Origin of the sequence: Pseudomonas sp. YQ_6, from assembly GCF_043103245.1 — a bacterium.
Lineage (GTDB): Bacteria > Pseudomonadota > Gammaproteobacteria > Pseudomonadales > Pseudomonadaceae > Aquipseudomonas > Aquipseudomonas alloputida.
Genome location: NZ_JBICJR010000073.1, coordinates 11,449 through 25,614, shown reverse-complemented (window position 1 = coordinate 25,614; position 14,166 = coordinate 11,449). Strand labels below are relative to the sequence as shown.

General features: G+C 60.5%; 14 protein-coding genes, 1 tRNA gene and 1 pseudogene. 14 read left to right on the top strand and 2 right to left on the bottom strand.

The window, feature by feature from the left end; all coding sequences use genetic code 11:
- Positions 1 to 5 precede the first annotated feature (5 nt).
- From ACF8FG_RS25390 to ychF, 12 genes and pseudogenes are all read left to right on the top strand, one after another.
- Positions 6 to 1,070 (top strand): PEP-utilizing enzyme, encoded by a 1,065-nt coding sequence (locus ACF8FG_RS25390; protein WP_172830912.1) that lies wholly within the window; start codon positions 6 to 8, stop codon positions 1,068 to 1,070.
- The gene (locus ACF8FG_RS25385; protein WP_019437897.1) at positions 1,067 to 1,669 is read left to right on the top strand and encodes a type 1 glutamine amidotransferase; all 603 of its coding nucleotides are present in this window, start codon (positions 1,067 to 1,069) and stop codon (positions 1,667 to 1,669) included. The genes ACF8FG_RS25390 and ACF8FG_RS25385 overlap by 4 nt, the downstream gene beginning before the upstream one ends.
- Positions 1,666 to 2,391: a phosphocholine cytidylyltransferase family protein gene (locus ACF8FG_RS25380; protein ID WP_014589662.1), complete on the top strand. Its 726-nt coding sequence runs from the start codon at positions 1,666 to 1,668 to the stop codon at positions 2,389 to 2,391. Before ACF8FG_RS25385 ends, ACF8FG_RS25380 begins: the two co-directional genes overlap by 4 nt.
- Positions 2,392 to 2,472: 81 nt before the next feature.
- Positions 2,473 to 2,604: pseudogene (locus tag ACF8FG_RS25375) on the top strand (IS5/IS1182 family transposase); the annotation flags it as partial.
- A gap of 256 nt (positions 2,605 to 2,860) precedes the next feature.
- Positions 2,861 to 4,582: a tetratricopeptide repeat protein gene (locus ACF8FG_RS25370; protein ID WP_014589661.1), complete on the top strand. Its 1,722-nt coding sequence runs from the start codon at positions 2,861 to 2,863 to the stop codon at positions 4,580 to 4,582.
- A 4-nt stretch (positions 4,583 to 4,586) separates the two neighbouring features.
- Positions 4,587 to 5,204 carry a lipoprotein insertase outer membrane protein LolB gene (gene lolB / locus ACF8FG_RS25365; RefSeq protein WP_003247402.1) on the top strand — a complete coding sequence of 206 codons (618 nt, stop codon included), beginning with the start codon at positions 4,587 to 4,589 and terminating at the stop codon, positions 5,202 to 5,204.
- A 4-nt stretch (positions 5,205 to 5,208) separates the two neighbouring features.
- Entirely contained in the window at positions 5,209 to 6,069 is an 861-nt protein-coding gene (gene ispE / locus ACF8FG_RS25360) for a 4-(cytidine 5'-diphospho)-2-C-methyl-D-erythritol kinase (RefSeq protein WP_392519347.1), read from the top strand.
- Between the two features lie 20 nt (positions 6,070 to 6,089).
- Positions 6,090 to 6,164 (top strand) — tRNA-Gln (locus ACF8FG_RS25355).
- Between the two features lie 48 nt (positions 6,165 to 6,212).
- The gene (locus ACF8FG_RS25350; protein WP_003247410.1) at positions 6,213 to 7,154 is read left to right on the top strand and encodes a ribose-phosphate pyrophosphokinase; all 942 of its coding nucleotides are present in this window, start codon (positions 6,213 to 6,215) and stop codon (positions 7,152 to 7,154) included.
- Positions 7,155 to 7,272: 118 nt separating this feature from the next.
- Entirely contained in the window at positions 7,273 to 7,866 is a 594-nt protein-coding gene (locus ACF8FG_RS25345; RefSeq protein ID WP_003247411.1) for a 50S ribosomal protein L25/general stress protein Ctc, read from the top strand.
- A gap of 79 nt (positions 7,867 to 7,945) precedes the next feature.
- A complete protein-coding gene (pth, locus tag ACF8FG_RS25340) occupies positions 7,946 to 8,530 on the top strand; it encodes an aminoacyl-tRNA hydrolase (RefSeq protein ID WP_003247413.1) in 585 nt (194 codons plus the stop codon).
- Between the two features lie 24 nt (positions 8,531 to 8,554).
- Positions 8,555 to 9,655, top strand: coding sequence for a redox-regulated ATPase YchF (ychF, locus tag ACF8FG_RS25335; protein WP_003247414.1), 1,101 nt, complete (start codon positions 8,555 to 8,557; stop codon positions 9,653 to 9,655).
- Positions 9,656 to 9,779: 124 nt separating this feature from the next.
- Here ychF and ACF8FG_RS25330 read toward each other — a convergent pair whose 3' ends face one another.
- Together ACF8FG_RS25330 and ACF8FG_RS25325 are read right to left on the bottom strand one after the other, a co-directional pair.
- A complete protein-coding gene (locus ACF8FG_RS25330; protein WP_014589659.1) occupies positions 9,780 to 10,502 on the bottom strand; it encodes an SDR family oxidoreductase in 723 nt (240 codons plus the stop codon).
- A gap of 15 nt (positions 10,503 to 10,517) precedes the next feature.
- Positions 10,518 to 11,366: a type 1 glutamine amidotransferase domain-containing protein gene (locus ACF8FG_RS25325; protein WP_014589658.1), complete on the bottom strand. Its 849-nt coding sequence runs from the start codon at positions 11,364 to 11,366 to the stop codon at positions 10,518 to 10,520.
- Positions 11,367 to 11,482: 116 nt separating this feature from the next.
- On the opposite strand from ACF8FG_RS25325, the gene ACF8FG_RS25320 reads away from it, so the two are divergent.
- Both ACF8FG_RS25320 and ACF8FG_RS25315 read left to right on the top strand, forming a co-directional pair.
- Positions 11,483 to 12,406, top strand: a complete 924-nt coding sequence (locus ACF8FG_RS25320) for a LysR family transcriptional regulator (RefSeq protein WP_014589657.1) — start codon at positions 11,483 to 11,485, stop codon at positions 12,404 to 12,406.
- Positions 12,407 to 12,443: 37 nt separating this feature from the next.
- Positions 12,444 to 14,156, top strand: coding sequence for a SulP family inorganic anion transporter (locus tag ACF8FG_RS25315; protein WP_014589656.1), 1,713 nt, complete (start codon positions 12,444 to 12,446; stop codon positions 14,154 to 14,156).
- The last annotated feature ends 10 nt before the right edge of the window (positions 14,157 to 14,166 follow it).

The following is a 14,166-nucleotide window of genomic DNA, read 5'->3' as shown; positions in this document are numbered from 1 at the left end:
GTTTAATGGCGAGGCAACCTCGGGGCGAGTCCTTGCAACGTATGAGGAATGCTCTATCGGCGGCCAACGTAGTCGCTGAAGTATTCGCTGGCGCTGCCCGTGCAGCGTTCGTAGGTACCGCAATAATTAAATCGCTGGAAACAGCGGGGGTAGTATCTGCCGGTTTCATCGATCATGTGACCGGAGGGGTCAATAGTATCGGTCGCGAGATGGCCAGCGATTTCCAGACGTTGCATAAGGACGATTTCCTAAAGCTCCACGGTCATGTCCGGCCCGGTACCTACGATATACGTGTGGCGCGCTACGACGAGACTCCGGAGAGTTATTTTGACTGGCAGCGCCCATTACAACGCCCCCCAAAATCTACGAACGGGCCAACTGTATCTCGGGCCCAGGTCAACGCCATGCAGCAAGCTTTCGACCAGTGCGGTCTTAACGTTTCCGCCGAGCAGTTCCTCCAATTTGCTCAGGCCGCTATTGCATCGCGCGAGAAGCTCAAATACCTCTATGCAGCGTTTGTTTCGGATGTTTTGCGCTCACTATGCGATTGGGGTGAGGTACATGGTCTTGACCGCGACCAACTCAGCTTTGCGCAAATCACCGACTTTACCAGCGGTTACGCCGACATCGATCGCAAACGTTTGCACCAAGCGATTGCTCACAACCGCAGCCGCTGGTATGAAACGCAGTTAGTCCGTACGCCAAGCATCATCTGTCAGCCGCAAGATCTATTCGGCCATCGAGTGCACTGGTGCAATCCCAACTTCATCACTCGAAGTGCCACTCATGCGCGGGTGGCCCATGTGCTTCCAGGGCAATTGGCACCGGACATAGAGGGTTGCATTGTCTTAATCGAAAACGCTGATCCGGGTTTTGATTGGATTTTTACCCACCGCATTGCTGGTTTCATCACCGCCTACGGAGGCGAGAACTCGCATATGTCGATCCGAGCCCGAGAGTTCGCCATTCCCGCAGCTATCGGCGTGGGCGATACTCGATTCAAAACCCTATTGGCGGCGACAAGCCTGCTGCTCGACTGCGCCGAGCGGCGTATACAGGTGCTGGCATGATTTTGGTTGGGCTGACCATGCTCAGGCAGTTCAACGCCGAACGCCAGGAATGGCGGGACGCGCTTGACCAGCGCTGGGTTGAATTCTTAGGCCAATGTGGGCTGACCCCGCTGTACCTTCCAAACGATCCGAGAGTCAGCATGGCGTTAGTCCAATCATTGCGCCCTCAGGGCCTCCTGCTTACTGGTGGAGGGAGTTGCCAGGCCCTGAGTGGGTCAGCCGACACACGCGACGTCACTGAGAGGGTCTTGCTTGATCTTGCGGAAAATCTAAGGCTTCCGGTGCTCGGTGTATGCCGCGGCATGCAGGTAATGTTGACGCGAGCTGGCGGCACTTTGGAACGCTTGGCCGGCCATGTAGGTGAGCACATGATCAACATGCAAGAACAACGGCGGCGAGTGAATTCCTATCATGAATACGGCTTTCGCGAGGCGCCCGACGGCTACCACGTACTAGCCCTGGCCGACGACGGCGTGATCGAGGCTGTGTATGACGACCACCGTCGGCATACCGGGATCATGTGGCACCCCGAGCGAGAACTACCTGCAGATCCATTGGATATTCAACGCGTGCGACATGCCTTTGGAGCTTTTTCATGAAAGCCATCATTCTTGCTGCTGGTCGCGGGAGCCGCTTACAAGCCCTGACCGATGAACGCCCCAAGGCCTTGGTACCCTTTAACGGTGCGCCATTGCTACAGCGCGCGATTGAAACGCTCCGTCGATGCGATGTCAGCGAGGTTGGCATCGTTGCAGGCTATCGAAGCGAAATGCTTGCGCCATTCGCCGACACTTTGTTTCACAACCACCGCTGGCATAGCTCCGGTATTTTCAGCTCTCTAAATTGCGCCAGCGATTGGTTGAGCGCAGAGCCTTGCCTTGTTAGCTACGGTGACATCTTCTACGACAGCACCCTAGTATCCGAGCTAATTAACCATCCAGCCGATATTGTTCTGGGCTACGATCCCGCCGCAGTGCGTCTCTGGCAGCAACGCTTCAACGATCCGCTACCAGATCTGGAGAACTTCCGCTTAGTCGATGGATGGGTGAGCGCTATTGGACAGACCGCTACCAGTCTTGAAGTCATTCAGGGCCAGTACATGGGCTTGTTCAAAGTCACGCCAGCGGGTTGGCAGGCATTGAAAAAACAATTGCAAGGGCTCACGCCTCAGGCACGAGACCAAACTGACATGACATCGCTTTTAGGGACACTAGTCAGCGAAGGTTTTCCAGTCGCCGGCGTGGCGACGCACGCTCCCTGGGGAGAAATTGACTGCCCCAGCGACGTGGCACTATATGAGCGGATCTATCCTGACCGGTGATCTCGACAAAATTGTCGGTGCGACTAACCCTGACGGTAGATTCGAGGATCGCGGCGGGTAAATGGCTCAAGGTTTTTCAGGCTGCACCTGGTTGAAAACGCCTTCGCCCGGTTGAAACACTAGCGGGCGGCCGCATCGCGCTTCGACAAGCTCAAGCGGAATTATGAAAGCGCAGTGGCCATGGCCTGCGCCTTTCTTTGGCTACCCATGTGAACCGGGAACAGCCCGTAACTCCGCACATTACGCTTCTCATGGCGCTTGTGCTCTCCCATTTCCTGCTTCCAGGGACGTAAAATATACAGGCAGGGGCTGGGTCATTGCGTCAGAAGCCCCCAGCGAACCTCTCCCCCACCCCGCTGTCCTACTCAGCACCACCCAGCCTGTAAACCACGACCTTCGCAGGTGGGTTTGCCCCCGCGCTTGTGTCATCATGCTCCGACCGCCGGTGAGTCCTCCTATAAGCCTTTCTATGAACAAACCATACGCATTGCTGCTTGCCTTCGCCCTGCTCCAGGGCTGCCAAAGCCTGGCCCCGCAAAAGGCCGAGCCTCCCGTCGCCGAAGCTGGCAAGGCAGAGGCGGAAAAGCCCGTGGTGTATGGTTCGTTCAAGCAGGACACACTCTATAGCCTGTTGGTGGCAGAGCTGGCCGGCCAGCGCAACCGTTTCGACATCGCCCTGGCCAACTACACCGATCAGGCGGCAAAAACCCAGGACCCAGCAGTTTCCGAGCGCGCCTACCGCATTGCCGAGTACCTCGGCGCCGACGAGCCGTCACTGGAGAATGCACTGGTCTGGGCGCGCAACGACCCGCAGAACCTCGACGCCCAGCGCGCCGCCGCCATCCAGCTGGCCCGCGCCGGTCGCTATGACGAGTCCATGACCTACATGGAAAAGGTACTGCAGGGCCAGGGCGACACCCACTTCGACTTCCTCGCCCTGTCCGCAGCCGAAACCGACCAGAGCACCCGCGACGGCCTGCTACACAGTTTCGAACGCCTGCTGGTGAAATACCCCGACAACGGCCAGCTGATATTCGGCAAGGCCCTGCTGCTGAACCAGGACGGCAAGACCGAAGAAGCCCTGGAACTGCTCGAGTCGCACCCGGCACAAAACGGCGAAATCGCCCCGATCCTGCTGCGCGCCCGTCTGCTGCAGGCCCTGGACCGTGGTCCGGAGGCCCTGCCACTGCTGCGCGGGGCGATTCGCGACAACCCGGACGACAAACGCCTGCGCCTCACCTACGCTCGCACCCTGGTCGAACAGGACCGTATCGCCGATGCCAAAGGCGAGTTCATCAGTCTGGTCCAGCAATACCCCGATGATGACGAATTGCGCTACTCGCTGGCGCTGGTGTGCCTGGAGAACAAAGACTGGGATGAAGCCGAAGGCTACTTGCAGGAGCTGATCGAGCGCGACAGCTACGTTGACGCCGCGCACCTGAACCTGGGCCGCATCCACGAGGAGCGCCACGACCCTGCTGGCGCTCTGGATGAATACGCCCTGGTCGGCCCAGGCCCAGACTACCTGCCGGCACAGCTGCGCCAGGCCGACATCCTGATCGCCAACGGTCGCGGCAGCGATGCCTCGCGCCTGCTCGCCGAAGCGCGCGAAGCCCAGCCAGACTACGCCATCCAGCTATTCCTGATCGAATCGGAAAGCTACAGCAACAACAACAAGGACGCCCAGGCCAATCAGGTGCTGCAGCAAGCCATCCAGCGCTACCCGGACGACCTCAACCTGCTTTACACCCGCGCCATGCTGGCCGAGAAGCGCAACGATTTGACGCAGATGGAAAAAGACCTGCGCGCCATCATCGCCCGCGAGCCAGAAAACGCCATGGCGCTGAACGCCCTGGGCTACACCCTGGCCGACCGCACCACCCGCTATGCCGAAGCCAAGGCACTGATCGACAAGGCCCACCAATTGACCCCCGATGACCCGGCAGTGCTCGACAGCCTGGGTTGGGTCAACTATCGCCTGGGCAACCTCGACGTCGCTGAAACCTACCTGCGCCAGGCCTTTGCCAACTTCCCCGACCACGAAGTGGCCGCCCACCTGGGCGAAGTACTGTGGGCCAACGGCAAGCGCCGCGAAGCTCGCCATGTATGGGCCAAGGGCTTCGAGGCCCAGGCCGACAGCCCTATCCTGCGCAAGACCCTTTTGCGCCTGACCGGATCCGAGACTCTTTAACGCCATGTTCCTGCGCCATTGCATCACCTTTACCATGATCGCCCTGCTGGCCGGCTGTGCCGGCTTCGGTAGCCGCGAGGCCCTGCAGGGCCACGGCGACCCGCAGCAGTGGCGCGCCCACAAAGCGCAGCTGAGCAGCCTCGATGGCTGGCAGATCAACGGCAAGGTCGGCATCCGCGCCCCGCGCGATTCCGGCAGCGGTACGCTGTTCTGGCTGCAACGCCAGGATTATTACGACATTCGCCTGGCCGGCCCGCTGGGCCGAGGCGCCGCGCGCCTTACCGGCCGCCCGGGTGGCGTGGTGCTGGAAGTGGCCAACCAGGGCCGCTACGAAGCCACCAGCCCGGAAGCCCTGCTGGAAGAACAACTGGGCTGGCAACTGCCGGTTTCGCACCTGGTCTGGTGGGTGCGCGGCCTGCCCGCCCCCGACAGCAAGAGCAAGCTGACCCTCGATGGCGACAGCCGCCTGGCCAGCCTCGACCAGGATGGCTGGCAGGTGCAGTACCTGAGCTACACCGAACAGAACGGCTACTGGTTGCCCGAGCGCCTGAAGCTGCACGGCAAGGACCTGGACGTGACCCTGGTGGTCAAGGACTGGCAGCCGCGCCAGCTGGGGCATTGATCACATGCAAAAGCTCACCCTGCCCGCCCCGGCCAAGCTCAACCTGTGGCTGCACATCATCGGCCGCCGCGCGGACGGTTACCACGAGCTGGAAACGGTGTTCCAGTTTCTCGACCACGGCGACGAACTGAGCTTCGCCCTGCGTGACGATGGCGTGATCCGCTTGCACACCGAAATCGAGACAGTCCCCCACGACAGCAACCTGATCGTACGGGCCGCACGCATGCTACAAGCTCAATCGGGCACCACGCTTGGCGCCGACATCTGGCTGACCAAGGTTCTGCCCATGGGCGGTGGCATCGGCGGCGGCAGCTCGGACGCCGCGACCACCCTGCTGGCCCTCGCCCACCTGTGGCAACTGGACTGGGACGAAGACCGCCTGGCCGCACTGGGGCTTAGCCTGGGCGCCGATGTGCCGGTGTTCGTACGCGGCCACGCAGCGTTCGCGCAAGGTGTAGGCGAACAACTGACACCGGTCGACCCGATCGAACCCTGGTATGTCGTGCTGGTGCCGCAAGTGTCTGTCAGCACAGTAGAAATTTTTTCACATCCACAGTTGACACGTGATTCTCTCCCCCTTAAGATGCGCCCCGTTCCCGAGGGAAACAGACGAAATGACTGCCAACCGGTGGTAGAGCAGAATTACCCTGAAGTTCGCAATGCGTTGAATTCACTGGGAAAATTCACTGAGGCTCGACTAACCGGCACTGGAAGTTGTGTGTTTGGGGCCTTCCCAAGCAAAGCCGAAGCTGATAAAGTTCTGGCCCTTCTTTCAGCGACCCAAACAGGGTTTGTGGCGAAAGGAAGCAATATTTCGATGTTGCATCGCAAGCTGCAAAGTCTGGTCAAGAAGTCGAGCGCATGAGCGTTCGCAGCAACAGATACAGGGGCGTCGCCAAGCGGTAAGGCAGCAGGTTTTGATCCTGCCATGCGTTGGTTCGAATCCAGCCGCCCCTGCCATTTTCCTTATACTCATCCAGGTATACCCTCAGCCTTCAGGTACTGCGCGTGTCCAAGATGATGGTCTTTACGGGGAACGCTAACCCCGATCTGGCTCGGCGTGTCGTACGTCAGCTGCATATCCCTCTCGGTGACGTCTCTGTCGGTAAATTCTCCGACGGCGAGATCAGTACTGAGATCAATGAAAATGTTCGCGGTAAAGACGTTTTCATTATTCAGCCGACCTGCGCCCCGACCAACGATAACCTGATGGAACTGGTAGTGATGGCCGACGCCTTCCGCCGCTCCTCAGCATCCCGAATCACCGCCGTGATTCCCTACTTCGGATATGCCCGCCAGGACCGCCGTCCGCGTTCGGCACGTGTAGCCATCAGCGCCAAAGTCGTTGCTGACATGCTCACTGTCGTAGGTATCGACCGTGTACTCACCGTCGACCTGCACGCTGACCAGATCCAAGGCTTCTTCGATATCCCCGTCGATAACATCTACGGCTCGCCCGTACTGGTTGACGATATCGAAGACCAGCGTTTCGAGAACCTGATGATCGTCTCCCCGGACATCGGTGGTGTCGTGCGCGCACGCGCTGTCGCCAAGTCCCTGGGCGTCGATCTGGGTATCATCGACAAACGCCGCGAAAAGGCTAACCACTCCGAGGTTATGCACATCATCGGCGACGTCGAAGGGCGCACCTGCATCCTGGTAGACGACATGGTCGACACCGCCGGCACCCTGTGCCACGCGGCCAAGGCCCTGAAAGAGCACGGCGCTGCCAAGGTTTACGCCTATTGCACGCACCCTGTCCTGTCGGGCCGCGCAATCGAGAACATCGAGAAGTCGGTACTGGACGAGCTGGTGGTGACCAACACTGTTCCGCTGTCCGCCGCTGCTCAAGCCTGTGATCGTATCCGCCAGCTGGATATCGCACCGGTTGTCGCTGAAGCGGTACGCCGCATCAGCAACGAAGAATCGATCAGCGCGATGTTCCGCTAAGCGGGACACGTGTTGATGTGAAGCGCCCCGCCCCAACCTGTGTTGGGGCGGGGCTTTTTTGCCATCCCCGTTGGCGCTGGTCGCAAACGCCCTCGGGGGGCTATTTTGGAGAAACAAAATGACTGATTTTATTCTGAACGCCCAAGCGCGTACTGACCTGGGGAAAGGTGCGAGCCGCCGCCTGCGTCACTCGCTGAGCATCCCAGCCGTTGTCTACGGTGGTGATAAAGAAGCTCAATCCCTGACCATCCTGGCCAAGGAAATCACCAAGCTGTTCGAAAACGAAGCTGCCTTCAGCCACGTTATCGAACTGAACGTTGACGGTGTTAAGCAGAACGTCATCATCAAGGCCATGCAGCGCCACCCAGCCAAGCAGTTCATCATGCACGCTGACTTCGTTCGCGTCGTTGCTGGCCAGAAGCTGACCGCCAAGGTTCCGGTTCACTTCATCAACGAAGAAGCCCCGGTCAAGAAAGGCGGCGAGATCTCCCACGTTGAGTCCGAGATCGAAGTTTCCTGCGAAGCCAAAGACCTGCCTGAGTTCATCGAAGTTGACCTGGGCAACGCCGAAATCGGCACCATCATCCACCTGTCGGACCTGAAAGCTCCGAAAGGCGTAGAGTTCGTCGCTCTGGCCCACGGTGATGACAAAGCTGTTGCCAACGTTCACGCTCCACGCGTTGCTCCAGAAGCAGAAGGCGCTGCCGAGTAATCCACTCGCACGCCGGCGTTGATCGGGTTACAGTGCCGCGCGCACTGTAACCCACCAACTCCAAGGAAGAGCCCCTGACGTGACCGCCATCCAGTTGATCGTTGGCCTGGGTAACCCCGGCCCCGAATACGAACAGACCCGGCATAACGCAGGGGCTCTTTTCGTTGAACGCCTTGCCAGCGCCCAGCGTGTTTCGCTGACCGCTGACAAAAAGTATTTCGGCCTGACGGCTAAATTCAGCCATCAGGGCAACGACGTTCGTTTGTTGATCCCCACCACCTACATGAACCGCAGCGGCCAGTCCGTAGCGGCCTTGGCCAATTTCTTCCGCATAAAGCCGGAAGCGATACTGGTGGCACACGACGAACTCGATCTGCCCCCGGGCGTTGCCAAGCTCAAGCGCGGCGGCGGCCATGGTGGGCACAACGGCCTGCGCGACATCATCGCGCAGCTCGGTAACCAGAACGACTTCCACCGCCTGCGGCTTGGCATCGGCCACCCGGGTGACGCCAAACTGGTATCCAACTTCGTCCTGGGCCGCGCGCCGCGCGCCGAGCAGGAGAAGCTCGACGCCAGCATCGATTTTGCCCTCGGCGTGCTGCCGGACGTGCTTGCCGGCGATTTCGCCAAGGCGATGCGCGAGCTGCACAGCCAGAAGGCCTGATTTCCTTTAGAGAGGGGAATACCCATGGGTTTCAATTGCGGCATCGTCGGCCTGCCCAACGTCGGCAAGTCCACCCTGTTCAACGCCCTGACCAAGTCTGGCATCGCGGCGGAGAATTTCCCTTTCTGCACCATCGAGCCGAACAGCGGCATCGTGCCTATGCCCGACGCTCGCCTTGCTGCGCTGGCTGAAATCGTCAAGCCAAACCGCATCCTGCCAACCACCATGGAATTCGTCGACATCGCCGGCCTGGTTGCCGGTGCCTCGAAAGGCGAAGGCCTGGGCAACAAGTTCCTCGCCAACATCCGCGAGACCGACGCCATTGCCCACGTGGTGCGCTGCTTCGAAGACGAGAACGTGATCCACGTTTCCAACAGCGTCGACCCCAAGCGTGACATCGAGATCATCGACCTCGAACTGATCTTCGCCGACCTCGACAGCTGCGAAAAGCAACTGCAGAAGGTAGCCCGCAACGCCAAGGGCGGCGACAAGGATGCCTTGGCGCAAAAGGCCATTCTGGAAAAGCTGATCCCGCACTTTACCGAAGGCAAGCCTGCGCGCAGCCTGATGAAGCACATGGCTGACGACGAAAAGGCCGTCATCCGTGGCTTCCACTTGCTGACCAGCAAACCGGTGATGTACATCGCCAACGTGGCCGAAGACGGCTTCGACAACAACCCGCACCTGGACGTGGTCAAGGCCATTGCCGAGGAAGAAGGCGCGGTAGTGGTGCCGGTGTGCAACAAGATCGAAGCGGAAATCGCCGAGCTGGAAGACGGTGAAGAGAAGGACATGTTCCTCGAGGCCCTGGGCCTGGAAGAGCCTGGCCTGAACCGCGTGATCCGCGCCGGTTACGAGCTGCTGAACCTGCAGACCTACTTCACTGCCGGCGTGCAGGAAGTACGCGCCTGGACCGTTCGCGTCGGAGCCACTGCCCCGCAGGCAGCCGGCGTTATCCACACCGACTTCGAAAAAGGCTTCATCCGTGCTGAAGTGGTGGCCTATGACGACTTCATCCAGTTCAAGGGTGAAGCCGGTGCCAAGGAGGCCGGTAAGTGGCGTCTGGAAGGCAAGGATTACATCGTCAAAGACGGCGACGTGATGCACTTCCGCTTCAACGTCTAAGCGGTAGCCTGCTGTAACTACAAACCCTTGAGGCCTGCACCTCAGGGGTTTTGTTTTTCTGGGATGCAGGGTGGGAACATTCGTTCTACCGTATTTCCATGGGTAGCCGCCTGCCCCCCTGTCATCACAGACCGCTGCGACCGATAGATGCGCCACCATCCACGTAGATTGTCTGCCCGGTAATGAAAGCGCTGCGATCCCCGAGCAGGAAGGTCACTGCCGAAGCGACCTCGTGTGGCTGCCCGAGCCGCCCCATCGGCACGCCGTCGATATAGGCGGCTTCGCCAGCACTGCCTACCGGGTTACCACTGCGGAACAGTTCGGTCTCGATCGGCCCTGGAGCAACTGCATTAACCGTGATTCCTGTCTGGGCCAGTTCCAGCGCCCAACTGCGAGTGAAGCTGACCAGCGCTGCCTTTGCAGCGGCGTAAGAAGTGCGCTGGCGAATGCCGAGCACGGTCAGGCTGGAGATATTCACCACGCGGCCCCAGCAGCGCTCGCGCATCCCTGGCAGCAGCGCTTGGGTCGCCTGCAGCGCGGGATGCAGGTTGACCCGCATTACTTCGTCGAAGCTTGCCAGGTCAATTTCGCCCAGTGGCTGGGGACGGACCAGGCCCACATTGTTTACCAGGCCGTCGAATGCATAGCGTTTGGTCAAGTCGGCCAGTGTCGCAATCAAACGCTCTGAGTCGCTCAAGTCGGTGGCGATCAGTTCGCCGGGGAAGCTGGCATCCGCAGCCTGGCGGGCGATACCAACGACTTGATGGCCCTCCTCCACCAGTTGCTCGGAGATTGCCCGGCCGATGCCTTTGCTGGCTCCTGTAACAAGAAAAGTACGTTGCGTCATGGCGTGTCTCTACCGTTAGTGTTTTTGCAGACGATGCAATATGGCTTGGCCCACCTGGGCCGCTGACGCCGGGTTCTGCCCAGTGATCAATTCGCGGTCGATGACAACATTAGTCGCCCACGGCGATGGGTTGCTCTGATACTGCCCGCCGGCGCGCTCCAGGGCGGTCTGCGGATAGAACTTCATCTGCCCTCCGCCGAGCAGGCCCTTGGCCTGTTCTTCTTCCTGATTGCTGATGACTGTCATGCGATAGCCGGCATAAATCCAGTCTTCGGGCGTTGCTGTCCGGTCCCCGTTCTCCAGTGCCTGGATCAGCTTCTGCGGCCGCTCCAGCGCCGAGAGCAGAGCAATGGGACCGTGGCAAACCAGCGCGGTGGTTTTACCCTCGGCGTGGAAAGCGCGAAGCAGACGCCCCATCGCCGGGTCGGCGAGCAGGTCTTGCATCGGGGCGTGGCCGCCCGGCACATAGACTGCATCGAAGTTGCCATAACCAATCTGCTCCACGCGGGACAGGCTGATCACCGGCGAATGCTTCGCAGAAGTAAGCTGCAGCTGATCCAGCAGCGCCTGATATTGCTCCAGTTGCTTCGGATCGTTGCCGAAGTACTGGGCCGCGGCCGAGCTGCGGTCCAACGTCGGCGCGCGACCGAGGGGAGTAGCGAAGGTAACTTGATGGCCTGCGTCCAGCAGCGTTTTGGTCGGCTCCAACAGTTCGTTGAGGTAGAAACCGGTTGCAAATGCCTTGCCGTCGCGAAGCTCCAGGTGGCTCTCGTCAGACAGTACCACAAGGACGTTCGCCGCATGAGCGCCCAGACTCGCGCTGCCTATGACAGCAGCCAGGGCCAGTCGTTGGTAAGTACGCATAGCATTCCCTCCATTCAGGCACAGGCGGGATGCCGTGCACTGACCGACACTTTATTGGCGATCAGACAAGCGATAAATTGGGCCTGTGGAAAAGCATTTTTGCTTTGGAGAACAAAATGGCGCGACGGTTTGGTCACCTGGGGGATGTCGAGACGCTGTTGGAAGTGGTCGAACGTGGCTCGCTCAGTGCGGCAGCGGTGGCCTTGGCGACCACCCCGTCGGTGGTTAGTCGGGCCATTTCGCGGCTTGAGTCGCACCTGGGGGTGCAGTTACTACGCCGCACCACGCGTCGTTTGAGTCTCACCGACAGTGGCTTGGAATACGTCGAGCAGGCGCGCGCTGCGTTCCAGCAGATCGCCAGTGCAGAGCAAGCCCTGAGCGGCCATGGCGAAGTACAGGGCCGTGTGCGCCTGAGCGCGCCGACCACTTATGGGCATCACCGGTTGCCGGCCATGCTGGCAGCCTTCACCCTGCGCTATCCGAAAGTGCAGGTCGAGTTGAACATCACCAATCGTAATGTCGACCTGGTGGCCGAAGGGTATGACCTGGCTATTCGCCTTGGCGACCTGCCGGACAGTAGCTTGGTGGCGCGTCGGCTAGAGGAGGCTCGACTATGCCTGGTGGCCGCGCCAGCTTACCTCGCGCGTGCCGGCAGGCCGCAATCACTGGCGGAGCTGGCCGGACACAACTGCCTGCCTTTCATCATGCCCAGCAATGGCAGGCCAGGCGTTTGGCAGTTCCGTCAAGGAGAGGAGGAACTGCTCTTCGTTCCGCAGGGAAATCCGGTGGTGGCGGACGATGTGCTGGGGTGCATCTCACTGGCCGAGCAAGGTGTCGGGATCTGCCAGACCTACGAGTTCATAGTCGCAGAACGCCTGCAGCGGGGACGGTTGGTGCGCTTGCTGGAGGATTACGAGGGGGCCCGACGGCCCTTCTCGGTCATCTATCCGCCACATCGCCAGCTGTCGGGGGCCAGCAGGGCATTGATCGATTCTTTGATGACAACGGGCCGCAAAGCGGCACTCGATCCCAGCATCTAAGCTGAGGTTCAGCGCCCTTCTCGCCAGAGCCGACACCATGCCCCAACCCACTCGTTTCGACTGGCAACGCTGGTTACCCGGCCTGGTCACCCTGCTCCACTACAAGGCAGCCTGGCTACCCAAGGACATCGCCGCCGGCCTTGTGCTCACCACCATGCTGGTGCCTGTGGGTATCGCCTACGCCGAGGCTTCCGGCGTCCCCGGCATCTATGGCCTGTACGCCACCATCATCCCCCTGCTGGCCTATGCCCTGTTCGGTCCCAGCCGTATCCTGGTATTGGGCCCGGACTCGGCGCTGGCCGCGCCTATCCTGGCTGTGGTGGTGCAATACGCCGCCAGCGACCCGCAGCGGGCGATCGCCATCGCCAGCATGATGGCGCTGGTCGCCGGGGCGTTCTGTGTGATTGCCGGGCTGCTGCGCCTGGGCTTCATCACCGAGTTGCTGTCCAAGCCCATCCGCTATGGGTACATGAACGGCATCGCCCTGACCGTATTGATCAGCCAGTTGCCCAAGCTGTTCGGCATCAAAGTCGACAGCGAAGGCCCCTTGCGCGACCTTTGGTACTTGGGCCAGGCGCTATACGCCGGCCAAGGGCACTGGCCAAGCTTTGTCGTGGGTGCCGGTAGCCTGGCGCTGATTCTGCTGCTCAAACCGTTCAAGCGCCTGCCGGGCATCCTGATCGCCGTGGTACTGGCGACGCTGGCAGTGAGCGTGTTCAACCTCGATCAGATAGGCGTCAAGGTACTCGGGCAATTGCCTCAGGGCCTGCCCGGCTTCGTCTTCCCCTGGGTCAGCGACATTGACCTGGTCGAGGTGCTACTGGGCGGGATTGCAGTGGCGCTGGTGTCGTTCGCCGACACCAGTGTGCTGTCACGCTCCTATGCCGCGCGCCTCAAGATGCGGGTAAACCCCAACCAGGAAATGTTCGGCCTGGGCGTGGCCAACGTGGCCTCGGGGCTGTTCCAGGGCATCCCGATCAGCAGCAGTTCGTCACGCACCCCAGTGGCCGAAGCTGCCGGCTCGCAGACCCAGCTCACCGGCATCATCGGCGCCCTGGCGGTGACCCTGTTGCTGCTGGTAGCGCCCAATCTGATGCAGCACCTGCCTAACAGCGCTTTGGCTGCGGTGGTGATTGCCGCTGCACTGGGGCTGTTCGAATTTGCCGACCTCAAGCGTATCTTCCGCATGCAGCAGTGGGAGTTCTGGCTGTCGTTCACCTGCTTTGTCGGCGTGGCGGTGTTCGGCGCCATTCCCGGTATCTGCATTGCAGTGGCGGTGTCGGTGATCGAGTTCCTGTGGGACGGCTGGCGGCCGCATTACGCAGTGCTCGGCCGGGCCGATGGGCTGCGCGGCTACCATGACATACAGCGTTATCCACAGGCCCGGCGTATTCCAGGGCTGGTGCTGCTGCGCTGGGACGCGCCGTTGTTCTTTGCCAACGCCGAGCAGTTCCAGAACACAGTGATGGCGGCGGTGGACGCGTCGCCAACGCCTGTGCAGCGGGTGGTGATTGCCGCTGAGCCTGTGACCAGTATCGATATCACTTCGGCGGACATGCTGGCCGAGCTGGACCGGGCACTGGAGGCGCGGGGGGTGGAGTTGCAGTTCGCCGAAATGAAGGACCCGGTGAAGGACAAGATGCGCCAGTTCGAGTTGTTCGAACACATGGGGGAGAAGGCCTTTCATCCGACGGTGGGCGCAGCGGTGGATGCGTACCTGGAAGAGAGTGGGGTTGATTGGCAGCCCTGAATGGCCTGGG